Origin of the sequence: Gordonia aichiensis NBRC 108223, from assembly GCF_000332975.1 — a bacterium.
GTDB classification, from domain to species: domain Bacteria; phylum Actinomycetota; class Actinomycetes; order Mycobacteriales; family Mycobacteriaceae; genus Gordonia; species Gordonia aichiensis.
Genome location: NZ_BANR01000015.1, coordinates 1 through 21943, shown reverse-complemented (window position 1 = coordinate 21943; position 21943 = coordinate 1). Strand labels below are relative to the sequence as shown.

Sequence of the window (21943 nt, the reverse complement as noted above, 5' to 3'; positions counted from 1 at the left end):
CCGCTGATCGAACTCGTCACCAACTCAAGGAACACCCATGGAACAACTCGCCGCACATGCGGACCTGTCGTGGATGCTTGCCGCATTCGTCTTCGTTCTGCTCATGTTCCCCGGACTCGCCTTCTACTACGGGGGCATGCTGGGGTCACGCAATGTACTCAACATGATGACGATGGTGCTCATCACCCTCGGCATCACCAGCGTGCTCTACGTTCTGTACGGATACGGACTCGTGTCGGGCCCGTCGGTCAAGGGCTGGGGGCTGATCGGTAATCCGACCGACTACATCGGACTCATCAACCACCAGACCGACGACGGATCGGGCGGCACCCAGGTCCTGTACTACGCAGCATGGTTCATTCTGTTCGCCGCCATCACCGTCGCGATCGTCGCGAGTGGTGCTGCCAGTCGGATGAAGTTCTCTGCGTGGCTCGTCTTCGTGCCGATCTGGCTGACGCTCGTGTACTTCCCGGTCGCGCACTGGGTGTTCACCGCAGACACCGACGACGCCAGAGGCGGCTTCCTGCTCAACAGGATCGGCATCCATGATTTCGCGGGAGGCACTGCGGTGCACATGAATTCAGGTGTCGCAGCGCTCGCCCTCGCGTTGGTGCTCGGTGCACGACGCAAGCGCATGGAGCGCCCGCACAATCTGCCGATGGTGCTGCTCGGCGGCGGAATCCTCTGGTTCGGCTGGTTCGGGTTCAACGGTAGCTGCGCGTTCGGCGCCACCTTCCTCACCCAGTTCGTCATTCTCAACACGTTGCTGGCCGGCAGCGCGGGCATGATCGGCTTCGCGATCATAGAGAAGATCCGAGAGGGCCACGTCACCTCGCTCGGCGTCATCACCGGCGTCGTTGCGGGTCTGGTCGGCATCACGCCGTCGGCCAACGCGGTCAGCTCGCTGGGCGCGCTCGGTGTCGGACTTCTGTCGTCGGCGGTCGTGGCGTTCCTGATGAGCATCAAGTCGCGTTTCAAGGTCGACGACAGTCTCGACGCGTTCATCGTCCACGGCATCGGAGGCATCGTCGGCACCCTGTGCATCGTGTTGTTCGCGGCGTCGTCGGCACCGGCCGGCATCCAGGGAATCCTGTTCGGCGGAGACATCGATCTCCTGTGGCGCGAACTGGCGGGCATCGTGATCACGTGCGTCTTCTCGTTCGTCATGACGTGGCTCATCGCGACAGCGATCGACAAGACAATGGGTCTGCGGGTCGACGCCGAGACCGAGACGCTCGGACTCGACTCCACGATCCACGCCGAGACCGCCTACGAGATTCCCGCAGCAGGCGTCGGACATGCGCCGGGCGGCTTCTCCGGCGTGCACCCGGAGCGCGCCGCAGAGAACCTCGAACACGAATTGCCCTCCAGCACAGCGGCAGCCGGAGCGAACACCGCTCCACCTGCGGCAGCTCCCGCAACGACGACGTAGTCCTGCAGAATCCGCTACCTGTCCACAGAACGCCCGTGAGTACGCACCGACGCCCGCGCACTCACGGGCGTTCTGCATTCCCGCCGTCGACCGTGCACCTCCTGCCGCCGACCGTGCACCTCCTGCAGCCGACTGTGCATCCGACGCGGCCGATACCACCACCTCACGCGCGCTTAACGGGACCGCAATAAATCGAGCGTCTACTAATACTAGACAACGGTTCATACGAGTAGACATACTGGACTCACTCCCCGAACACCCCGGAGCAACCCATGACTGACACCAAGACCCTCGCGGAACTCTGCGAGACCAACGACACCAAGTTCATCCTCGCCATGTTCGTCGACCTGCGTGGCAAGCCGTGCGCCAAACTCGTCCCGGTCGAAGCCGTCGACGAACTGGCCGACGACGGAGTCGGTTTCGCCGGCTACGCGGTCGGCGCGATCGGGCAGGAGCCCAAGGACCCCGACCTCGTCGCCATCCCCGACGTCTCGTCGTTCCTGCCGGTTCCCTTCATCAAGGAGGGCCTGGCGATCGTCCACTGCGATCCGCACGTCGAGGGCAAGCCGTGGCCGTTCGCCCCGCGGAACATCCTCAAGTCGCTGATCGCGCAGACCGCCGACGCCGGGTTCGAGCCGTGGGTCGGCGCGGAGGTCGAGTACTTCCTGCTCAAGCGGGACGCCAACGGCGCGCTCATCACCGCCGACGCTGCCGACGATTCCGACCGGCCCTGCTACGACGTCCGCGGGCTCACCCGTATGTACGACCACCTCACCACCGTGTCGACGGCGATGAATCAACTCGGTTGGAGCAACTACGCCAACGACCACGAGGACGGCAACGGACAGTTCGAGCAGAACTTCGCCTACTCCGACGCCCTGACCACCGCTGACCGCGTCATCACCCTGCGCTATCTGCTCTCCACCTTCGCGTCCGAGCGCGGCATGGTCGCGACGTTCATGCCCAAGCCGTTCGCCGAACGCACCGGTTCCGGTCTGCACCTGCATCTTTCGCTGACCTCGGCGGGCAATCCGGTCTTCCCGAGCTCGACCGACGAGGACGAACGCGGACTCGGACTCTCGCCCGCCGCATACGGATTCGTCGGCGGCATTCTCGAGCATGCTCCAGCGCTGCAGGCTGTGATGGCGCCGACGGTCAACTCCTACAAGCGAACCGGCGCAACAGCTACCCGTTCCGGAGCATCCTGGGCGCCGCGCGTCCCGACCTACGGCGGCAACGACCGTACCCACTACGTCCGCATCCCCGACGAGCAGCGTGTCGAACTCCGTGGCGGCGACGGTTCGGCCAACCCGTACCTCGCGATCGCTGCGGCACTCGGCGCAGGCCTCGACGGCATCAAGCGCAGCCTCGACCCCGGCGCCCTCGGCACCTGCCCGGGTCACATCTCGTCCCTTCCGCTGACTCTGCTGCACGCCGTCGAGGCACTCGAAGCCGACGCGGTGGTCACCGCAACACTCGACGCCGCGATCCCCGACGAGTGGCCCGACGACGCGCAACGCGTCTCGCAGTATTTCTCGCACCTCAAGCGCGAGGAGTTCTTCGCCTGGCACTCGGCCGTCTCGCCCTGGGAGGTCGAGCAGTACCTCACGGCTTTCTGACCCCCAAAAGATCGAGCTTGCCGCGATCAGCACGACGCGGACCGAGCTCGTCGAGATCACCCCATTTCACGGAAAGGCACACATCATGTGCGGAATCGTCGGGTTGCACCTACGCAACCCAGAGCTGTATCCCCAACTCGGCCAGTTGCTCACGGGCATGCTCGGCGAGATGCAAGACCGCGGAGCCGACTCCGCCGGAATGGCCGTCTACGGCAACGAGGCATGGGCGCCGGCAGGACACGGTTGCGTCAGTCTGCTCGAGATCGACGTCGAACCCGCTGAGGCTGCAACGCGATTGACCGATGCGCTCGGCACCGACGTCGCAGCGCAGCTGGTCGATGACACCCTCGTCCTCTCGGCACCGATCGACGCCGGCGACCTCCTCGACGCCGCGCGGGCCGCATTCCCCTCGGCGCTCGTCGCGGGCTTCGGTTCGGATCTGACAGTCCTCAAGGGCGTGGGTGCGCCGCGCGACCTCGCACAGCAGTGGGGCCTCGCGTCCGCGCAGGGCTGGCAGGGCGTCGGACACACCCGCATGGCGACCGAGTCCGCCGTGACACCGTCGGGTGCACACCCCTTCGCCGTAGGCCCCGAACAGTGCCTCGTCCACAACGGGTCGTTCTCCAACCACGCGACCATCCGACGCGAATTGCGCGCGCAGGGTGTGCACTTCGACAGCGAGAACGACACCGAGGTCGGCGCCCGCTTCGTCGCCCACCAACTCGCGCAGGGCAAGGATGTCGAGACCGCACTCAAGGAGGTCTGTGCGACCTTCGACGGCTTCTACACCCTTGTGGTCTCCAACCGCGACTCCTTCGCCGTGGTCCGTGACGCCATTGCCTGCAAGCCTGCCGTGATCGCCGAGACACCCGACTGGGTCGCCATGGCCAGTGAGTATCGCGCGCTTGCCCATCTTCCCGGCGTCGACGATGCCCGCATCTGGGAACCAGAGCCCGAGGTGGTCTACGCATGGACACGCTGACAGCCACCCCATCCACACCCCCGTCCACGGAGATCCCCATGAGCGACCTGCATTTCGACCTCGACACCACTCCACTGCGTGACGTGAACTCGGTTCTGCACGGCGATGTGTCCGGCGAGGTGGTGATCGACAACCCGCACGGCGCACACAGCGTGGCCGCCGGGGTCAACGCACCCGTCAAGATCACCGTCAACGGTCACGTCGGCTACTACGCCGCAGGCATGAACCAGCAGGCGGAGATCATCATCAACGGCAACGCGGGCACCGGCGTCGCCGAGAACATGATGAGCGGCACCGTCGTCGTCAAGGGCAACGCGTCGCAGTCCGCAGGCGCCACCGCGCACGGTGGGCTGCTCGTCATCGAGGGCGACGCCGCAGCGCGGTGTGGCATCTCGATGAAGGGCGTCGACATCGTCGTGGGCGGCAACGTCGGCCACAACAGTGCGTTCATGGCGCAAGCCGGGCGCATGGTGGTCCGCGGCGACGCAGGCCAGGGGCTTGGCGACTCGATCTACGAAACACGCCTCTACGTACGCGGTTCGGTTGCCTCACTCGGCGCCGACTGCATCGTCAAACCGATGCGGGCCGAACACCTCGAAGAACTCGCCGGACTGCTCAAGGCCGCCGGGTTCAAGGACGACGACCCCGCCGAGTACACCCGCTACGGCTCAGCGCGCGAGCTCTACCACTTCCACGTCGACAACTCTTCGGCCTACTGAGCCGGTCGCGCTGCACGCCCTCGGTGGCGGCTCGACGAGCACAAGGAGAATTCCATGACCAACCTCAGTAACTCCCAGCGCGGCCTGCGCGAGTCGGCGACCTTCGACCGCAACACGATCGCCGCAATCCAGCGCGCCGCAGAAACCGGAATCTACGACATCCGCGGTTGGGGCGCCAAGCGTACACTGCCTCACTTCGACGACCTGCTCTTCCTCGGCGCATCCATGTCGCGCTACCCGCTCGAGGGGTACCGCGAACGCTGCGACACCGACGTCAAGCTGGGTACCCGCAACGCCAAGTTCCCGCTGCACCTGCAGACCCCGGTCACCATCGCCGGAATGAGCTTCGGCGCGTTGTCCGCCGGGGCCAAGGAGGCTCTCGGCCGCGGTGCGTCGGAGGTCGGCACGTCGACCACCACCGGTGACGGCGGCATGACGCCCGAGGAACGCGGGCAGTCGAAGAACCTTGTCTATCAGTATCTTCCGTCGCGCTACGGCATGAACCCCGACGACCTGCGCAAGGCTGACGCCATCGAGGTCGTGCTCGGTCAGGGAGCGAAGCCAGGCGGTGGCGGGATGCTGTTGGGGCAGAAGATCTCCGAGCGTGTGGCCGCCATGCGCACACTGCCCGAGGGCATCGATCAGCGCAGTGCATGCCGTCACCCCGACTGGACCGGCCCCGACGACCTCGCGATCAAGATCAACGAGCTGCGCGAGATCACCGACTGGGAGAAGCCGATCTACGTCAAGGTCGGTGCCACACGCACCTACTACGACGTCAAGCTCGCCGTGCACTCCGGAGCCGACGTCGTCGTCGTCGACGGCATGCAGGGTGGCACCGCCGCGACCCAGGACGTCTTCATCGAACACGTCGGCATCCCGACCCTGGCGGCCATCCCGCAGGCCGTGCAGGCGCTGCAGGAACTCGGTGTGCACCGTGAGGTCCAGCTCATCGTCTCGGGTGGAATCCGCAACGGTGCCGACGTCGCCAAGGCGATGGCACTGGGCGCCGACGCCGTCGCGATCGGAACGGCGGCGCTCATCGCGCTCGGCGACAACGATCCCCGATACTCCGACGAGTACGCCAAGCTGGGATCGGCCGCGGGCTTCTACGACGATTTCCAGGACGGACGCGATCCCGCGGGCATCACCACCCAGGATCCCGAACTGTCGGCACGGTTCGACCCCGTCGAGGGCGGTCGACGCCTCGCCAACTTCCTGCGGGTCATGACCATGGAAGCCCAGACCATCGCGCGTGCCTGCGGTAAGGCGCACCTGCAGCATCTCGAGCCCGAGGACCTGGTCGCCATCACGATAGAGGCGTCGGCGATGGCTCGTGTCCCGCTCGCGGGCACCAGCTGGATTCCGGGAACGGGGGCCGGGCTATGAGCACCCAGACCGCGTCGATCGTCATCATCGGTGGCGGTCTCGAGGGCGTCGCCACGGCATGGGCCCTGGCGCAGCGCGGCATCACCGATGTCGTTGTCTGCGAACGGGACACCGTCGGCGGTGGCATGACCGGCAAGTCGTCGGGCATCGTGCGCTGCCACTACGGGGTCAGTTCCCTGGCGGCGATGGCCGCGACCGGCCTCGAGGTCTTCGAGAAGGCCGAGGAGATCTTCGGCACCGACATCGGCTTTCGGCAGACCGGCTATGTGGTCGGTGTCGGGGAGGCGAACGTCGACAACCTCAGGAGAAGTCTTGCCGCGCAGCGCGAGGTCGGCGTGCAGACCGAGGAGATGGACTTCTCCGAAGTCGCAAAGCTCTGGCCTGCGGCCGATCTCGCACCCTTCGCCGCCTTCGGTTGGGAAGAGCGCGGCGGATACGGAGACGCCTATCAGACGGCACAGGCGTTCGCGGCGTCGGCGCGTGCCGCCGGGGTCACGATCAAACAGGGCATGACGGTGAAGGGGTTGCTGACCGACGGCGACCGCGTCACCGGCGTCGAACTCGCCGATCGCTCGACGATCTCCGCCGACACGGTCGTGGTCGCGACCGGAGTGTGGACCAAGCCGTTCCTGGACGAGTACGGGATCGACGTGCCGATCCGAGTTCATCGCGAGCAGATCGTCATGATCCATCCGGGGATGGAACTCGGTGCCGTACCGGTGTTCTCGGACCTGGTGTCGCTGCAGTACGTCCGGCCGGACGTCCGTGGAGAGATCCTCTTCGGCAACTCCGACCTCGCCGAACTCGAGATCGCCGATCCCGACGGCTACCTCAACCGTGCCGACGAGGCGTTCCTCGACCTGACCGTCGACAAGGTCGGTACGCGCTTCCCCGCATTCACCGACGCATCGATCACCAGCAGCTACGCCGGCTGCTATGACGTGACACCCGACTGGAATCCCGTGATCTCACGCGGACCCCTCGACGGTCTCGTCATCGCCGCAGGCTTCAGCGGTCACGGGTTCAAGATCTCGCCTGCGGTCGGTCGTCTCGTCGCCGACCTGGTCGTCGACGGCCGCAGCAACGACCCCCGCATCCCGGAGTGCGACTTCCGACTGTCCCGCTTCGCCGAGGGAGACCTGCTCACCACGCGGTTCCCCTATGTCGGTGCGGGCGAGATGCGGTAGCCGATGTGTGCACTGCACGGCGGGACACCCGTCGGGGCGGCGTCGTTGCCGCGAATCCCTGCCGGGCCACGGCGTTCACCGGGAGTGAAGTCCGTCTACCGATATGCTGGCGGAGTGACCGACGACGCTCTGATCCGCAACCAGTCGGGGACCGCGCGTGAACGCCCCGTCGACCAGCCGGTCGAAGAACTCGAACTCGAATCGGCAATCGCGCACAACGTCCGTCGGCTACGCAGGCAGGTCGGACTCTCCGTCGGCGACATGGCAGCCAAGGTCGGCATCTCCAAGGCCATGCTCTCCAAGATCGAGAACGCCCAGACCTCATGCAGTCTGAGCACTCTCGCGGCGCTGGCCACAGCGTTCGACGTCTCGGTGACCTCGCTGTTCCGTGGCGCCGATCTCGAACGGTCGGCGGTCTTCGTCAAGGCCGGTGAGGGTTCGCAGATCGTGCGCGAGGGCTCCCGCGAGGGGCACGAGTACGAGATGCTCGGCTCGCTGCGCGGCGAACACAAGCGGCTCGAGTGCCTGCTCGTGACGCTCACCGAGAAGTCCGTGACCCAGCCACTGTTCCAGCATCCCGGCACCGAGTTCATCTACATGCTCGACGGCTCGATGGACTACGCCCACTCGCGGTCGGTGTACCGGCTCAGCCCCGGCGACTCACTACAACTCGACGGTGAGGGGGCCCACGGCCCGGTCGAACTCGTCGAGCTCCCGATCCGCTTCCTCTCGATCATCGCGTTCCCGGACTCGGCCGTCTAGCTTCGTTCCACTCAGTTCGAGTACACCCGGATCCAGTCCAACGTCATGTACGACGGATTGGGCGTCGTCAGATCGGGTGCGCCCGGCCAGTTGCCGCCGACGGCGAGAGTCAGCAGCAGGTACGTCGGCTTGTTGAACACCCATTTCTGGTCTGACCTCAATTGGGAAGCGCGATAACTGCCGACGGTTCGACCGTCGAGCGAGACGGTGATGGAGTTCCTCGACTTGGTGACCGAGTATGTGTGGAAGTCGGTGGAGAGATCGGCGATCGCTCCCGAATTGCCGAGTTGCCACGCCCCTCCCGAGGTCGTCGGTCCGTGCAGACTATTGGTGTATGTCGTTGTCACCGAAGGTGTTTCGATCACGTCGATCTCTCCGCTCCCCGGCCAGCCCGCGGAGTAGATGTCGGTACCCATCAGCCAGAAAGCCGGTAGCAATCCCTTCCCCGCGGGCAGCTTGATCCGCGCCGACACCGTCCCGTAGGTGAACGCGACCTTGCCGAGTGTGTTGAGGCGTGCCGACGTGATCGACGTGCCGTCGGAGCGCGCGGCGATCACCAGCCGGCCGTTGCCGTCGAGGTAGGAATTCTGCCGAGAGTCGGTGTAGGTCTGCCACTCGTTGTTGCCCCAACCGCCGCCCCCGGTCTCGAAGTTCCAGTTCGCCGGCGACGGGGCGCTCCCGGCTGCACCGGTGAACTCATCGGACCACACCAGGGTGGCGGCGTCCGCGCGTGCGGGCTCGACGAATCCCACACCTGCAGACGCTGCGAGCACGGCGCCGAGCATCGGGAAGGCCAGACGGAATGCACGCTTCGTCGTGAGGCGGGAGAGTCGGGGTCTGGGGAGTTGAGGTCTGGGGAGTGTCAGGCGGGGTGCGCGTGTGTGCATCGGGGTTGTTCTCCTGTTCGCGGCGTTCCCCCGGTGATGACGTATCGACCCTATCGGACCTTCGCGACGCCGGAGCAGCGAACAGTCATACCGGGGCCGACAGTGTGATCGGGCGAGCGCCAACGGTATTCAGCGACCTCCCAGTCGACGTCGAGGCCCCCGCAAGTCTCGATCGGCATTCTCGGTGATGTCGAAGAGAGCGCTCACCGAGGAGTGCTCCACCGAGAAGAAAGAAGACATCATGCCCACACCGAACCAGCCCCGTCGTCAGAATCCCGCGCCGGCGCAGCGTCGTCGTCGAGTCCGTCGCTTCGACTCGCGCACCCGTCGGTGGAACTGGGTATGGGTCAACTACTGATCCGACCCCGCCTCTGACGGCTCCTCAGCCGCCCGGCCCTTGCGCAGAGACCCCGCCCCTACACGGCGGGGTCTCTCGCGTCGGGCCCGGGATGACGATAACGGACCGGCCTGGTGTGGTGCGGGGTCGCCGTCCGTCAGCCTCGGTCGGCGGCCCTCGCGGCGGCCGGGGCCATGGCTTTCCTGGTCGGCGTGGCCACACTGCGAAGTGCGAGCGCGATGGTCCCGGTGACCGCCACGTGCGGCGGCAGTTCGGCGTGCACGGTCCGACGATGGCCGGAGGTGTCGACGATGGTGATGTCGGCAAGCCGGGCACCGGCAAGCCCGTAGCCGGGGAATGCAACGTCGACGATCGCTGTGGTCAGCGGCACCGCGGCGTCGACGTGCAGCACTGCGCGGTCTCCGGTCAACTGTGCACTGCTGATCCGGGTGACCAGCGCCGGGAACCACACCGCATCGGGGCACAGCGCCGCACTGACCGGCTCTCCGGACTCGTCGAGGAAGAACGCGACCTTCCGGCGCAGCGATTCCTCGCGGATCGAGACGTCGTTCACGCGGAGGTCGCTCCCGGCGAACCGAATGGGTAAGCGCCACTTCGTCGAATCGAAGGATCTGGCCACGGTGACCCCTTTCAGAGAGGGCAGGATGTCGAACAGTGTCACCACTTCGGTCTACGCCGCAGCACGCGCCGCGCACAGTATGCGCGCCGCTAAGAGTTCGCCGACGGCGCTAAGAGTTCGTCAACGTCACGAGTGATGTGTCGCAGCGGGCCTGCTGTTCGACCGGTCAGGAGTCACGAACCGAGCAGGCCGTGGTGGAGCGGCGAGTACGCTCACCTGCATGTCACGTGCTCCGGTCAAGCGTCGAACCCGGTCACGGGCACGGATCCTCGAGTCGGTGGAGACCGTCCTGGAGTCCGGGGTTCGGTACGCTGACGTCCCGGTCGAGCGCATCCTGACGTCGGCGAACGTGTCCCGGTCGACCTTCTATCAATGGTTCGACGACAAGGGTGACCTGATCGAGAACGCGGCTGAGCCCTTCTTCACCGCATTCTGGGCCGTGTCCGACACATGGTGGATGCGCACGCAGCCATTGGGGCCCGACGACCTCGCCGACATCATCACCCGCATGTTCGAACTCGGGCGAAAGCACGGACCCGTGTGGCGCGCCTTTCTGGAGACGGTCGACGTCGACAGTCGGCTGAGAGCCGAGTTCGACGGATTCCTCAAGGTCTACACCGCGAAGATGGCCGAACGCCTCCGTCGCGACCAGCAGGAGGGACTCGCGCCTGCCGACATGGACCCCGAACAGACCGCCCGCTTCATCACTGTCACCACACGCGGCAGCCTCCTCGACCTGATCAACGCGCCAGAGGAATTCGACGCCCAGTTCGCCGAGGCGTTGGCGGACGGCTTCTGGGCAGCGATGTACGGGACCCTACCGGGGCCGGAAGAACCTGCAGATCAGTCGAATTCGATCGCGACCGACTCCGATGACGGCGTCGCCTGACAGGTGAGGATGTAACCGTCGTCGAGGTCCTCCGGTTCAAGCGCCACCCCGTCGCCGGGTTCGACGTCTCCGGTCACGAGCCGCGCCATGCACGACCCGCAGTCGCCTTCGCGGCACGAGTACGGGGCGTCGACACCGTGTGCCAGCAGCGCGTCGAGCAGTGGGGTTGTCCGTCCGCACGTCACCGAGATCGTCTCTCCGTCAATGGTGGCCTCGAGGTCGACGGACTCGTCGGTATCGGAGCGGTCGAGCGTGAACGGGTCGCCGTCGAGCGACACATACCGCTCGACGTGTACCGCGGAATGGGGAGCGCCCCGCGTGCGGAGTGCCGATTCGACGAGATCCATGAACGGTGCGGGCCCGCAGATGAAGGCTTGATCGTCATCGGTCAGGCCACACAGCTCGTCGATCGCGGCGGTGTCGGGCCGTCCGCTTTCTGATTCCAACCAGTGCACTACCCGTAGCCGGTCAGGATGGCGCTGCGCGAGCTCGGCGAGCAACTCGGCGAATATCACAGAATCCTGATCGCGATTGGCGTAGAACAGTTCGACGCGGCACTGCTGTTGCATCAGAGCATATTTCGCGATCGAGATGACCGGCGTGATACCGCTGCCCGCCGCAAAGAGGCGCAGCGTGCCGCGCCAGTGCGACGGCGTGAATACCCCGGAGGGCGCCAAGAGGTGCAACACCGTCCCCGCTGTGACGTTGTCGCACAACCAGTTGGACCCGTACCCGTCGCGGGTGCGCTTCACCGTGATCGCGGGTCGGTCGTCGACTCCTGGTGCGGTGCTCAGAGAGTAACTGCGCGCGACCGATCCCGTGCGCTCGCTGGGTATCCGGACGGTGACGAACTGACCCGGCCGATAGGAGACGTCGGTAGGGAAACGCAGCACGAAAGTGGACGCCTCAGGAGTCTCCGAACGTACCTCGTCGACCACGACGTCGATGCCGAGTGTCGTCGCCGAGCGCCCGGGTGCGGTGTCGACGGTCATTGCGATACCTCACTGTCGGCGTGCGCGAGAGGCAGTGACCGATACCAGAACTCGCCCAATGCGGTACCCAGCTCGGTGATCTCCTCCGGACGCGGAGTGCTGACGGGCAGGCCGACATGCACGTAGGCCATCTGCTCGGTGGCACATCCCAGCGTCTCGGCGAGCATGTGCGGGTGCGGCTCGTCGATGACGCCCTGCTGGTTCAGACGGTTGAGCCAGCGCTCGGTGCGGCGCACGAAGTCGGCACGCAGGTTGAGCCATAGTTGTTGGAAGCCCTTGTTTTCGCTGGCCGCCGCCGCCTCGCGAAGCAATCTGAGCATGTGGCGATTGCGCGCATACGCCTGCAGATACGTCGTGTTCACCTTGATCAGCGATTCACGTTCGCCGTGCGCGTGATCGGGACGCAGACGCGCGGTGGCCAACTCCTCCAATGAGGGTCGCAGTGCGGCCAGGAAGACGTCGTCGAGACCGGTGAAGTGTCGGTAGAAGTTTCCCTGGGCCGTGTTGGCGCGGTTCGTGATGTCGGAGATGCGCGTGCGGGTGTATCCGTATTCGGTGAAACACTCCACCGCGGCCCGGACGAGCTTCTCGCGGGTTTGCTCCCCGCGCCGATTCGGGCGCTTGGCAGGGAGCGCCGTATCGTCGAGAAGTCCGGCCGCGGTGTACACCGCATCGATACCGTCGCTGCTCATGTCGTCTCCACCTTGTTCCACTGGCTCAGTCACGCAACGCCTGCCGCTGGTGCAGAACGCTCAGGGGATGGTCGTCGGGAAGTGTCTCCGGAAGGAATGACAGTAGTTCATCCAGATGCGGGTCGGTGGCACTCTCGTCACCACGAGCATCTCCGGCGTACACCACACCGTTGGTGCCGTCGACCGTCACCGTCGTACCGGCAAGAGCGGTTGTCACCCCGGCGCCACATCCCACGATGCACGGCAGACCGATCTCTCGACACACCAGCGCGGCGTGACTCGTGGTGCCGCCCACCTCGGTCACCACGGCGACCGAGTCGAACATCGCCGGCACGTCGGCCGGGGAGGTCGACGGCCGGACCAGCACCACGGGAGTCCCCTGTGCTGCAGCGGCCGACGCCTCGTCGGTGTCGGTGAACACCACACCCGACGCCGCGCCCGGTCCCGCGCCCACCCCGCGCGCGAGTTCTTCGGCGCCGCCGGCCACTCCCACCTCATCTGCCAACAGCCGCGCCTGCTCGGCGGTGATCCGTGCACACGCCTCCTCGGGGGTAAGGAGTCCCTCACGGACGAGCTCAACGGCCACGCGCACGGCGGCGCGCGCCGATCGTTTGCCCGAGCGGCACTGCAACATGTACAGGGTGCCGCTCTCCACGGTGAACTCGATGTCGACGAGGTCTCGGTGCTCGCGCTCGAGAACCTCTGCGATACGGGTCAATTCGCGGTGCAGTTCCGGATCGTGCGCGCCGAACTGTGCGATGTTCTCCGGTGTGCGCTCGCCGGAGACGACGTCTTCTCCCTGGGCTCTGGCAAGCCACTCACCGAAGAGTGTCGCCTCCCCGGTGCCCGGGTCACGGCTGAACACCACGCCGGTTCCCGAATGCGCGTCGCGGTTGCCGAAGACCATGGCCTGCACGGTGACCGCTGTGCCGCCTCCCTCGCCGAGTCCGTGGCGCTCGCGGTAGGCGCGTACCCGATCGTTTGTCCAGGAACGGAATACAGCGCCGATCGCCTCGCGCAGTTGGTCGTAAGGGTCGGCGGGCGGCATGAGTGCGGAGTCGCCGAGCACGATGTCACCGTATCCCGTACAGAAGCGCTGCCAGGTGTCCTGGGCCCAGTCGACGTCGCCGGTGACCTCACCGAGTTCTCGCGCGAGTTCCTCGGTCAGTCCGAGGTTGAGAACGGTGTCCATCATGCCGGGCATACTCTGTGCCGCACCGGATCTCACGGAGACCAGCAGCGGGAACGGCCCGACACCGAAGCGCTTACCGGTCGCCCACTCGAGCTCGCGCAGGTGATCGAGCACAGCAGACCAGACGTCGTCGGGCAGCGTGCCGCCCTCGTCGTGAAAGCGTGTGCACACCGCGGTGGTCAGTGCGAAGGCCAGCGGCACCGGGAGGTCGAGGGCACGCATCTTGTTGATGCTGTACGCCTTTCCGCCGAGAAGCTCGCGATCGGCGGGAGCGGTGCCGTCGAGCGTCAGCACCGACAGCGAGGTGCGGGCGGGCAAGGTGGTTCCAGAAGTCATCGGAGTGCTCCCTTCACAGAGGTGCGGGTGTTGTCGGGTGCGATCACGGCAGGCCGCTGGGCGGCGGTGCGGAGTGCGGTCAGACCACCCTCGACCGGGATGTCGATGCCGTTGATCCACGATGCGTCGTCGGAGAGGAGGAACTCGACGGCTGCAGCGGATTCGGCGGCGGTGCCGTGCCTGCCGACGGCTCCTGCCGACCGCGCGATCGCGTCGACGCCCATCGACTGCTCGAAGTCGGAGAGTATCGGCGTCTCGGTCGGGCCGGGGCTCACCGAGTTGACGCGGATGCCTCGGAACAGCAGGTCGGCGCTGAGCAGCACCGTCCAGTCGGTGAGTGCGCGCTTGGATGTGTCATACGCAGCGGGGCCGTCGAGTCGATGCCTGGTGAGCCATCCGCTCAGCCCGGTTCGGTCGGTGACGGCGAGTAACTCGTCGATGGCGTTGGACGGCAGTGTGTTCCGGTGCGCGGCGATCGACGACACGTTGACCACGGACGCGCCGGACTCCATCGAGGCGAGCGCCCGCGCGGTGAGCGCGCGCGGCCCGAGGGTGTTGACCGCGAGGACGAGTTCGGCAGGCGCGGTACCCGGGACGCCTGCGACGTTGGCCAGCCCGTCGATGTGGTCGGGGAGGTCAAGGGATGCAATGGCGTCGAGATCGGAGAGGTCGCAGCGCAGTGAGTGCACTCGCGGGTCAGGGCACTCGGTGAGATCGATGCCGATCAGTCGGAGATCGTTGCGCGACTGCAGTAGTCGGGTCACCAGCGCGAGTCCGATTCCCGACGCCGCGCCGGAGATCACGTACGTTGTCATGCCATCACCGCCTGGATCTCGGTGAACTCGGCCAGTCCGGTTGCGCCGAGCTCGCGTCCGTATCCCGAGAGCTTCATGCCGCCGAACGGCACGGACGGACGTTCCCGGGTGCGGACGCCATTGATCTTGATCTGCCCGACCTCGAGGGCCGCGGCAACATCGCGGGCGGCGTCGGTGTCCGCCGACCAGACCTCGGCGGAGAGCCCGTAGTCACAGTCGTTGGCGATCTCGACAGCCTCATCGACGGTGTCGTAGAACTGGGTGACCAGCACGGGCCCGAAGATCTCCTCACGCACAGCGCGTGCCGCAGGCCCGAGTTCGGTGATGATGGTGGGCTCGATGAACCCGTCGCTCGGGCCGATGCGGCGCGCGTGGCCAGTCCCGGTGAGCAGGTGACCGCCGTCGGCGCGCGCCTTCTCGATGTGGTCGAGGACCCGGTCGGTCTGTAGCCGGGAGGCGAGCGGGCCCATGGTCGTGGACGGATCGGCCGGGTCGCCGAGTACTGACGCGCTCGCGGCGTCGACGAGGAGCCGCTCGATCTCGTCCTGGTGGCGACGGGGGAGCACCAAACGTGTCGTGGCATTGCACGCCTGGCCGGAATTGACGAGTCCGCTCGCGACGACACGGGGGATCACCGCGGCGAGATCGGCGTCGGGCAGGACCACTGCGGGTGATTTGCCGCCGAGCTCGAGTGTGGCGCGAACGAGATTCCCGGCGGCCGAGCGGGCTACGGCGCGTCCGGCGTCGACCGATCCGGTGAAGGAGACGTGTCCGAGCCCCGGGTGGGAGGTCAGCAGGCTGCCGGTCTGTGCTCCGGCACCGTTGACCACTGCGAAGAGACCGGGCGGGAGACCGGCGTCGACGAAGCAGCGGCGCACGTCGAGTGCGTCGAACGGCGTCAGCTCCGACGGCTTGAGCACCACGGCACAGCCTGCTGCGAATGCGGCTGAGATCTTGGCGACGATTTGGTGGACAGGCATGTTCCACGGCGTGATCGCCGCGACAACGCCGACGGGCACGTGCCGCAGTGTCGCGCCGTCGATCGGCTTCTCCCACTCGAAGGTTCCCGCGGCATCGGCCATGGCGCGCAGCACCGTTGCGGGCATCACCTGTTGGGTGGCGGCGGCCAACATCGTCGGCATGCCCATCTCACGGGTCACCGTCGCGGCGAGACCGCGCTGGGGGTCCTCGATGAGTGCTGCGGTACGCCGAAGCGTCGCAGCGCGTTCGGCTACCGCGGTGTCCGCCCACGCGCGTGCCGCGACTGCTGCTGCCGACACCGCCGCGGAGACGGCATCGGCGTCGGCGCACTCGACGGTGCCGACGACGTCACCCCGGTAGGGATCGATGACCTCGACGCGTTCGGTCGAGTGCACCTCGTCGTCGCCGATGATCGCCGCGGGTGCGCTCCTGTGTTCAGCCGGCTGTCGACCGGTCATGATGACGTCCCGATGGAGACCGGAAGGGTCTTGATGCCGCGGAAGAAGTTGCTCTGCAAACGGTTCGGTGCGTCGAGCACGTCGATCCGGAGGCCTCGCTCGATCACTCGGGTGAAGAAGAGTCTGGCCTCCATCTTGGCGAGGTTTGCGCCGAGGCACGCGTGTGCTCCCCAGCCGAATCCGAGGTGCTCATTGGGGAAGCGGTTGCCGATGAACGTCTCGGGGTCGTCGAAAACGCGGTCGTCACGATTGGCCGAGCAGAACCACATGACCACCTTGTCGCCCGCGGCGATGGTCTTCCCGTGCATCTCGACGTCGCGTGTGGCGGTGCGTCGCATCGACAGCACAGGCGAGACCCAGCGCACCATCTCCTCGACCACGACGCGGATCTTCGCCGGGTTCTCGCGCATGAAATCCCACCACTGCGGATTCTCCGCGAGGACATTCACGCCGCCCGACAACAGGTTTCGGGTCGTCTCATTGCCAGCGACCATCAGGATCAGGTAGTACGCATCGAGATAACCCCGCGAGAGCGGGACGCCGTCGAGTTCCGCGGCGGTCAGGACACTCACCAGGTCCTGCGCCGGACATTCGCGTCGTAGCTTCTCGAGGGCGCGGAAGTAGCCGAAGACCTCGTCGCGTGCCTTCACCGCGGTCTCGGGTCCCTCGGAGTAGTCGGGATCCTCGCTGGCCATCTGGTTGGTCCACCGCAGCAGGTTCGGGCAGTCCTCGAGAGGCGCTCCGAGTAGTCGGCCGATCATCACGAGTGGGAGTTGAGAGGACACATTGGCGACGAAGTCGATGTCACCGGCCGCCACAGCCTTGTCCAGAAGATCATCGACAACCGCGGCGATATCGGATTCCAGTGACTTCAGTTTGACCGCGCGCACGTGGGGAGTGACGATCTTGCGCAGCGAATCGTGCTCGGGCGGATCGAGATGGTGAATGCTGCGCGCACCCTCGCCCTCCGCTCGACGACTGGGGATCTGTGTGCCCTCGGTGACCGTGAAAGTCTCGTAGTCCGACGCCACGGTCTTGACGTCGTCGTACCTGGTGACCGACCAGAAGCCGGGCCCATCGCCCGGCTCGGCGTTCCAGTGGAGCGGATCCTCGTCGCGGAGGTGTGCGAACAGCGCCGCGTCCCTGCCCTCGGCGAAGGGTCGGAGGTCCATCAGGTCAAGGTTCTCGACCGTCGTCATGTCGACTCCCGTAGGTGGTACGAACTCAATTTGGTTTGCGACTGCAATTTCACTAAATCATAGACTATCGTGTGCTGTGAACCACAGCAACAATCAAAAGTGAACCAGCAACCAACCTGATCGCGGGTGTAGAGGTCGCTCACCAGCACCTTTCGCAATGTGATTGGAAGTTCGCAAATTAGGGGAGTTCGTGTATCCACCGACCATCGCTGCCGATCATCCAGACGCCCTCGCCTACGTGATGGCGGCCGCCGGCGACTCGATGACCTACGGGGAGCTGGACGCGGCGTCGAATCAACTCGCCCGCCACTGGCGAGCGCAGGGGGTCCGGCCCGGTGACTCCGTGGTGATCGCCATGGAGAACAACATCGCGTGGCCCGTGGTTGTCGCTGCCGGTATGCGCAGTGGGCTGTACGTGACCCCGGTCAACTGGCACCTGAAACCGAGCGAACTGGCTGCCCTGCTCGCTGAAGCGCAACCGCGTGCCGTCGTCACGAGTGCGATGCTCGTCGACGGCGTCGTTGAAGCGCTCCGGCTCATGGGGCAGGACGGGAATGAAGCGGGTGCGGTCGATGTGCTCGTTGTCGGAGGCTCGGCGCACGGGTATCCGTCGATGGCCGACGCGCTGCGTGATCAGCCGACCACTCCGATCGCGGATGAACGTCTTGGAGCGCGTGTGCTCTACAGCGGCGGAACCACCGGGCGGCCGAAGCGCTTTGCTCAGCAACTGCTCAACGTGCATCCTGCACAGGCGCCACAACGGCATTCGGGCCTCGTCGAGAAGCTCGGCATCGATCGGGACACGGTGCTTCTCTCGCCTGCCCCCAACTACCATGCGGCGCCGTTCACCTTTGGACTCATGACGCTCGCCGCAGGCGGCACCGTGGTGTGCATGGAGCGATTCGACGCGCGCGGGGCGATGGAGGCGATCACACGGCACGGTGTCACGCATTCCCAGTGGGTTCCGACGATGTTGATCCGGTTGCTTCGCCTTCCTGATCGCGCCGACGTCGAACTGTCGGAGACACACCGGACCGCGTTCACCTCGGGCGCACCGTGTCCGCCGGAGGTCAAAGATCAGCTGGAACAGTGGTGGGGTCCGATCCTGCACGAGTACTACGGAGCCTCAGAGGGATACGGACACACGTACATCGATCCGGAGGAGGCGGCGACCCATCCGGGATCCGTCGGACGACCGCTCGGTGCCACGCGGGTCAGCATCGTCGACGACGACGGCAACGACCTGCCCGAGGGCAAGCGGGGCCGCGTCTGCTTCGAGCAGACCACACCGACTGCCTACGACAACGCCGGCCCACGGCCGACACGTCGGCAGATGGGCGACATCGGCTATCTGCGCGACGGGTATCTGTATCTCGTCGGGCGCGCGGGACACATGATCATCTCCGGAGGAGTCAACATCTATCCCGAGGAGGTCGAGGAGGTGGTGCTCTCGCATCCCGAGGTACTCGACGGCGCAGTCCTCGGAGTACCCGACGCGGAGTTCGGCGAAGCCGTCAAGGCGGTTGTCCAGCGCACCAGCGGGTCGGGTCTGACCGCGCAGGAGCTGATCGACTTCTGCCGAGACCGGTTGGCGCACTACAAGGCTCCGCGCATCGTCGACTTCGTCGACGAGCTCCCGAGGCTGCCCACGGGCAAGCTCAACAAGCAAACCCTCGCAGAGACCTACGGCCACAACACGTCCACTCCCGAAGGAGAAAAGGTATGACAACGACAACCGATACGACACTGCTGGAAACGCTGCACGCCCTCGCGGTGAAGGGACTCGCCTCCGACTCGGTGCTGTCGGCGATGACCGGACTCGACGAGGAGGCACTCTCGGCGGTCGTCACCACTGCGCTCGACGACGGACTCGTCCTCCGCCGCGAGGGTCGGGTATCGGGGACGCTCATCACCCCCAAGGGACGTGAACGTTTGGCAGAACTGCGTGCAGCACATCCACTCTCGGCATCCGAACGCGAGGCGATGGACGCGGCGTACGAAGCGTTCCTGCCGATCAACGGTGAGTTCAAGCGGGTGTGCGCCGCCTGGCAGATGAAGGATGACACCACGCCCAACGATCACTCCGACACCACGTACGACGCCGCGGTGATCTCCGATCTGGATCGGGTCCACGATCAGATCGTTGGAGTGCTGACCACCGCCGCCTCCGACGTGGCACGTCTTGCACGCTACGACGATCGGCTGGCCCGGGCGCTGGAGCGTGTGCACGGCGGCGACACCGCGGCGTTCGCCCGACCGATGTACGACAGCTATCACGACATCTGGATGGAACTGCACCAAGATCTCCTGACCACCACGGGGCGTGAGCGCGGGGCCGACGACGAGGGGTGACGGCCTCGGACCGCCGGCCCACGCCGGGCTCTGGTTGACAACCGGGTCCGGCGTGGGCTGCCGTGCGTCAGAGAGTGGTCGGCGTCAGATCGAGGGCGCGGGCGAGTGCCCGGGTATCGGCTTCGGACAGAACGCCATTCGCGTCCGCCACGGTGTTCAGGCTGGTGATCGACACATGGCCATCGACCACTGCGGCGCCGTCGGTGCCGGGCCGGAACCCGCCGTCGCGTTCCTCGCGATGCAGCACGAGATCACTCTCGGAGCGTGAGATCCGCAGGGAGAACAGGCTTTGGGCGGCAAGGGTGGTGATGACGGCACGATCGAGGTCGGCGACATCGACTGCCGGGACGTTGACGTTGAGCGTGAGGCGCGTCGACCCGCGGTCGGACATCCACCGCACCACGGATCGCGCGACTGCCGCGGCGGTGTCGTAACGATGGTTCGGCTCGAACGCGGTACTGACCGCCACGCCGCTCACACCCGTCACGCGTGCCGCGAGAACCGCCCCGACGGTGCTGGAGAACAGAATCGAGCGGCCGGTGTTGTGTCCGGGGTTGATCCCGCTGACGACGAGTTCGGGGGGCGGTCCGAATGCACCGGCACATGCGGCAATGACCGCGAGCGCAGGCGGGCAGTCGACGGCGAACACCGGGGTCGAGCCCAGTTCGTCGATGCGCGTCTCCTGCATGGGGATTCTCGTCCCGTGCTCGATCGAACCGATCGAACTGCCGCTGCCGCTGCGCTCCGTGGTCGGTGCAGCGACCACGACGTCGTGGCCCTCATCGACCAAAGCTGTTGCGAGAACAACCAATCCCTCGGCGTCGACGCCGTCGTCGTTGGTGACCAGCACACGCATGCTGCACTCCTTCCGCGTCGATCCTGATTCGCTTCCCCGGATCGACGACACACAAATAGTGACTCAATGATCACATACATGTCCAGACTGCGAGTCGAATACCGTCGTCGATCTTGCCAATAATCGGCAAACTAACTGCTGAGAGACCGTTGACACAGTGAGCGCCATCACATAATAATGTGACGAAGCGTTCGCTAATCAGTCGCCGCAACATTTGTCGGTGACGACGCCGCCCGATCCGAACCGGAAGGAGGCCACCGGATGACCGACTGGCCACTCATGGACGAGACCTCCAAACTCTTCCCCCTCTACTCCCGTGCCAACGTCGGAGAGATCTTCCCCGATCCGATCACGCCACTGAACGCATCAATCGGTTTCCAGCACTGTCTGGAACCGGGCTGGCGAGACGCATTCGTCGCGTGCCGTGTGTGGGATGACGACCTTTACGACGAGACGGTCCCGTTCAATGTGCTGCCGGCCTTCGGCAGCTATCTGTACATCAACATGTCGCTGATGCGACTGTTCGGTGTCCGCGTCCCGGGGATGTCTGCCGAGGCCGTCGACCTGCAGTACTTCGGCGACATGCCGGGCATCCCGAGCTACGAGAGCGAGAAGCGCGACTTCGACGAGAACCCGGAATACGAGGAGAAGGCGGGCGCCTGGCTCGCCGAGCAGGTACTCGGTGCCACTGATCTCGCCGCCTACGACGCCGACCGCGTCGAGGTCGACCAGATCAGGGCGAGCCGCCCCGACATCAGTGCGCTCACAGACACCGAATTGGTCTCGCGCATGCGCTCTTTCGAGACACTTCTGCGACGCTTGTTCAAACACCACATCGAGGCGAGCCTGAAGAGCGGCGTCGGACTGGGTGCGATCGCTCAGCTCGCCGAGGCAGTCGGGAAGCCGGAGCAGGCGCTCACCCTGGTCGCAGGCCTGGGCAATGTCGATTCCGCAGGGCCATCGCTGCGTATGTGGGAACTCAGCCGAAAAGCACAGGATCCCGACGTCGCAGCGCTGTTCGAGGCTGGCACCAAGGGGCTGTATGCGCGGTTGCAGGCGTCGACGGTTCCGGCGGTCGTCGACTTCACCAAGGCGTTGGACGGATTCCTCGCCGATTGGGACTTCCGTGGCCCCGCGGAGTGGGAGATCAGGGCGATCACCTGGGGAGTCGACCCCGACCTCGCGCTGGCCACCATCGACCGCATGCGTGATGTCGCCGAAAGCGAA

General features: G+C 65.8%; 21 protein-coding genes. 12 read left to right on the top strand and 9 right to left on the bottom strand.

Translation table 11 applies throughout. The features are described from left to right. Window positions 1-37 precede the first annotated feature (37 nt). The 7 genes from GOACH_RS14200 (at window position 38) to GOACH_RS14170 (ending at window position 8090) form a co-directional block, all read left to right on the top strand. Entirely contained in the window at window positions 38-1432 is a 1395-nt protein-coding gene (locus GOACH_RS14200) for an ammonium transporter (protein ID WP_005175805.1), read from the top strand. 272 nt (window positions 1433-1704) lie between these two features. Then, window positions 1705-3051 (top strand): type III glutamate--ammonia ligase, encoded by a 1347-nt coding sequence (gene glnT / locus GOACH_RS14195; RefSeq protein WP_005175798.1) that lies wholly within the window; start codon window positions 1705-1707, stop codon window positions 3049-3051. An 85-nt stretch (window positions 3052-3136) separates the two neighbouring features. Further along, the gene (locus GOACH_RS14190) at window positions 3137-4033 is read left to right on the top strand and encodes a class II glutamine amidotransferase domain-containing protein (protein WP_005175795.1); all 897 of its coding nucleotides are present in this window, start codon (window positions 3137-3139) and stop codon (window positions 4031-4033) included. Then, the gene (locus GOACH_RS14185; RefSeq protein WP_005175793.1) at window positions 4021-4752 is read left to right on the top strand and encodes a GltB/FmdC/FwdC-like GXGXG domain-containing protein; all 732 of its coding nucleotides are present in this window, start codon (window positions 4021-4023) and stop codon (window positions 4750-4752) included. The genes GOACH_RS14190 and GOACH_RS14185 overlap by 13 nt, the downstream gene beginning before the upstream one ends. 54 nt (window positions 4753-4806) lie before the next feature. Further along, the gene (locus GOACH_RS14180) at window positions 4807-6141 is read left to right on the top strand and encodes an FMN-binding glutamate synthase family protein (RefSeq protein WP_005175791.1); all 1335 of its coding nucleotides are present in this window, start codon (window positions 4807-4809) and stop codon (window positions 6139-6141) included. Next, window positions 6138-7328: an NAD(P)/FAD-dependent oxidoreductase gene (locus GOACH_RS14175; protein ID WP_005175789.1), complete on the top strand. Its 1191-nt coding sequence runs from the start codon at window positions 6138-6140 to the stop codon at window positions 7326-7328. Before GOACH_RS14180 ends, GOACH_RS14175 begins: the two co-directional genes overlap by 4 nt. A 114-nt stretch (window positions 7329-7442) precedes the next feature. Then, entirely contained in the window at window positions 7443-8090 is a 648-nt protein-coding gene (locus GOACH_RS14170; RefSeq protein WP_245551899.1) for a helix-turn-helix domain-containing protein, read from the top strand. Between the two features lie 11 nt (window positions 8091-8101). Here the strand turns inward: GOACH_RS14170 and GOACH_RS14165 are convergent, their stop codons facing one another. Then, complete coding sequence (locus tag GOACH_RS14165) at window positions 8102-8977, bottom strand: glycoside hydrolase family 16 protein (RefSeq protein ID WP_005175785.1); 876 nt, start codon at window positions 8975-8977, stop codon at window positions 8102-8104. Window positions 8978-9164: 187 nt separating this feature from the next. Between GOACH_RS14165 and GOACH_RS24005 the strand changes: the two genes are divergently transcribed. After that, on the top strand, window positions 9165-9335 hold the full coding sequence (locus tag GOACH_RS24005; protein ID WP_169330871.1) for a hypothetical protein: 171 nt from the start codon (window positions 9165-9167) through the stop codon (window positions 9333-9335). 136 nt (window positions 9336-9471) lie between these two features. Here GOACH_RS24005 and GOACH_RS14160 read toward each other — a convergent pair whose 3' ends face one another. Next, complete coding sequence (locus tag GOACH_RS14160) at window positions 9472-9999, bottom strand: hypothetical protein (RefSeq protein ID WP_005175782.1); 528 nt, start codon at window positions 9997-9999, stop codon at window positions 9472-9474. 175 nt (window positions 10000-10174) lie between these two features. Between GOACH_RS14160 and GOACH_RS14155 the strand changes: the two genes are divergently transcribed. Continuing rightward, window positions 10175-10843: a TetR/AcrR family transcriptional regulator gene (locus GOACH_RS14155; protein WP_005175779.1), complete on the top strand. Its 669-nt coding sequence runs from the start codon at window positions 10175-10177 to the stop codon at window positions 10841-10843. Here the strand turns inward: GOACH_RS14155 and GOACH_RS14150 are convergent. The 6 genes from GOACH_RS14150 to GOACH_RS14125 are packed head-to-tail and all read right to left on the bottom strand — an operon-like array spanning window position 10798 to window position 17508. Continuing rightward, on the bottom strand, window positions 10798-11835 hold the full coding sequence (locus GOACH_RS14150) for a ferredoxin--NADP reductase (RefSeq protein WP_005175776.1): 1038 nt from the start codon (window positions 11833-11835) through the stop codon (window positions 10798-10800). The two genes, GOACH_RS14155 and GOACH_RS14150, sit on opposite strands and share 46 nt — an antisense overlap. After that, on the bottom strand, window positions 11832-12527 hold the full coding sequence (locus tag GOACH_RS14145) for a TetR/AcrR family transcriptional regulator (RefSeq protein ID WP_005175773.1): 696 nt from the start codon (window positions 12525-12527) through the stop codon (window positions 11832-11834). The genes GOACH_RS14150 and GOACH_RS14145 overlap by 4 nt, the downstream gene beginning before the upstream one ends. Window positions 12528-12552: 25 nt before the next feature. Beyond that, window positions 12553-14055: a pyruvate, phosphate dikinase gene (locus tag GOACH_RS14140; protein WP_005175771.1), complete on the bottom strand. Its 1503-nt coding sequence runs from the start codon at window positions 14053-14055 to the stop codon at window positions 12553-12555. Then, on the bottom strand, window positions 14052-14870 hold the full coding sequence (locus GOACH_RS14135) for an SDR family oxidoreductase (RefSeq protein WP_005175767.1): 819 nt from the start codon (window positions 14868-14870) through the stop codon (window positions 14052-14054). Before GOACH_RS14135 ends, GOACH_RS14140 begins: the two co-directional genes overlap by 4 nt. Next, window positions 14867-16309 carry an aldehyde dehydrogenase family protein gene (locus GOACH_RS14130; RefSeq protein ID WP_005175763.1) on the bottom strand — a complete coding sequence of 481 codons (1443 nt, stop codon included), beginning with the start codon at window positions 16307-16309 and terminating at the stop codon, window positions 14867-14869. Before GOACH_RS14130 ends, GOACH_RS14135 begins: the two co-directional genes overlap by 4 nt. Then, complete coding sequence (locus GOACH_RS14125) at window positions 16306-17508, bottom strand: cytochrome P450 (RefSeq protein WP_005175755.1); 1203 nt, start codon at window positions 17506-17508, stop codon at window positions 16306-16308. The genes GOACH_RS14130 and GOACH_RS14125 overlap by 4 nt, the downstream gene beginning before the upstream one ends. 190 nt (window positions 17509-17698) lie before the next feature. Between GOACH_RS14125 and GOACH_RS14120 the strand changes: the two genes are divergently transcribed. Both GOACH_RS14120 and GOACH_RS14115 read left to right on the top strand, forming a co-directional pair. Then, on the top strand, window positions 17699-19234 hold the full coding sequence (locus GOACH_RS14120; RefSeq protein ID WP_005175752.1) for an AMP-binding protein: 1536 nt from the start codon (window positions 17699-17701) through the stop codon (window positions 19232-19234). Then, window positions 19231-19860, top strand: coding sequence for a hypothetical protein (locus GOACH_RS14115; RefSeq protein ID WP_005175749.1), 630 nt, complete (start codon window positions 19231-19233; stop codon window positions 19858-19860). Before GOACH_RS14120 ends, GOACH_RS14115 begins: the two co-directional genes overlap by 4 nt. A gap of 67 nt (window positions 19861-19927) precedes the next feature. Here the strand turns inward: GOACH_RS14115 and surE are convergent, their stop codons facing one another. Beyond that, window positions 19928-20716, bottom strand: a complete 789-nt coding sequence (gene surE, locus GOACH_RS14110; RefSeq protein ID WP_005175747.1) for a 5'/3'-nucleotidase SurE — start codon at window positions 20714-20716, stop codon at window positions 19928-19930. 261 nt (window positions 20717-20977) lie between these two features. Between surE and GOACH_RS14105 the strand changes: the two genes are divergently transcribed. After that, a partial coding sequence (locus GOACH_RS14105) for a Rossmann-fold NAD(P)-binding domain-containing protein (RefSeq protein ID WP_005175745.1) occupies window positions 20978-21943 on the top strand: 966 nt, incomplete at its 3' end.

Bases quoted from the DNA above. Each gene is read 5' to 3' on its own strand.
- GOACH_RS14135 (WP_005175767.1), bottom strand. From the start codon at position 14,870: ATGACAACGTACGTGATCTCCGGCGCGGCGTCGGGAATCGGACTCGCG.
- GOACH_RS14130 (WP_005175763.1), bottom strand. From the start codon at position 16,309: ATGACCGGTCGACAGCCGGCTGAACACAGGAGCGCACCCGCGGCGATC.
- GOACH_RS14200 (WP_005175805.1), top strand. From the start codon at position 38: ATGGAACAACTCGCCGCACATGCGGACCTGTCGTGGATGCTTGCCGCA.
- GOACH_RS14190 (WP_005175795.1), top strand. From the start codon at position 3,137: ATGTGCGGAATCGTCGGGTTGCACCTACGCAACCCAGAGCTGTATCCC.
- GOACH_RS14180 (WP_005175791.1), top strand. From the start codon at position 4,807: ATGACCAACCTCAGTAACTCCCAGCGCGGCCTGCGCGAGTCGGCGACC.
- GOACH_RS14140 (WP_005175771.1), bottom strand. From the start codon at position 14,055: ATGACTTCTGGAACCACCTTGCCCGCCCGCACCTCGCTGTCGGTGCTG.
- GOACH_RS14155 (WP_005175779.1), top strand. From the start codon at position 10,175: ATGTCACGTGCTCCGGTCAAGCGTCGAACCCGGTCACGGGCACGGATC.
- GOACH_RS14175 (WP_005175789.1), top strand. From the start codon at position 6,138: ATGAGCACCCAGACCGCGTCGATCGTCATCATCGGTGGCGGTCTCGAG.
- GOACH_RS14115 (WP_005175749.1), top strand. From the start codon at position 19,231: ATGACAACGACAACCGATACGACACTGCTGGAAACGCTGCACGCCCTC.
- GOACH_RS14185 (WP_005175793.1), top strand. From the start codon at position 4,021: ATGGACACGCTGACAGCCACCCCATCCACACCCCCGTCCACGGAGATC.
- GOACH_RS14125 (WP_005175755.1), bottom strand. From the start codon at position 17,508: ATGACGACGGTCGAGAACCTTGACCTGATGGACCTCCGACCCTTCGCC.
- GOACH_RS14150 (WP_005175776.1), bottom strand. From the start codon at position 11,835: ATGACCGTCGACACCGCACCCGGGCGCTCGGCGACGACACTCGGCATC.
- surE (WP_005175747.1), bottom strand. From the start codon at position 20,716: ATGCGTGTGCTGGTCACCAACGACGACGGCGTCGACGCCGAGGGATTG.
- GOACH_RS24005 (WP_169330871.1), top strand. From the start codon at position 9,165: ATGTCGAAGAGAGCGCTCACCGAGGAGTGCTCCACCGAGAAGAAAGAA.
- GOACH_RS14165 (WP_005175785.1), bottom strand. From the start codon at position 8,977: ATGCACACACGCGCACCCCGCCTGACACTCCCCAGACCTCAACTCCCC.
- glnT (WP_005175798.1), top strand. From the start codon at position 1,705: ATGACTGACACCAAGACCCTCGCGGAACTCTGCGAGACCAACGACACC.
- GOACH_RS14145 (WP_005175773.1), bottom strand. From the start codon at position 12,527: ATGAGCAGCGACGGTATCGATGCGGTGTACACCGCGGCCGGACTTCTC.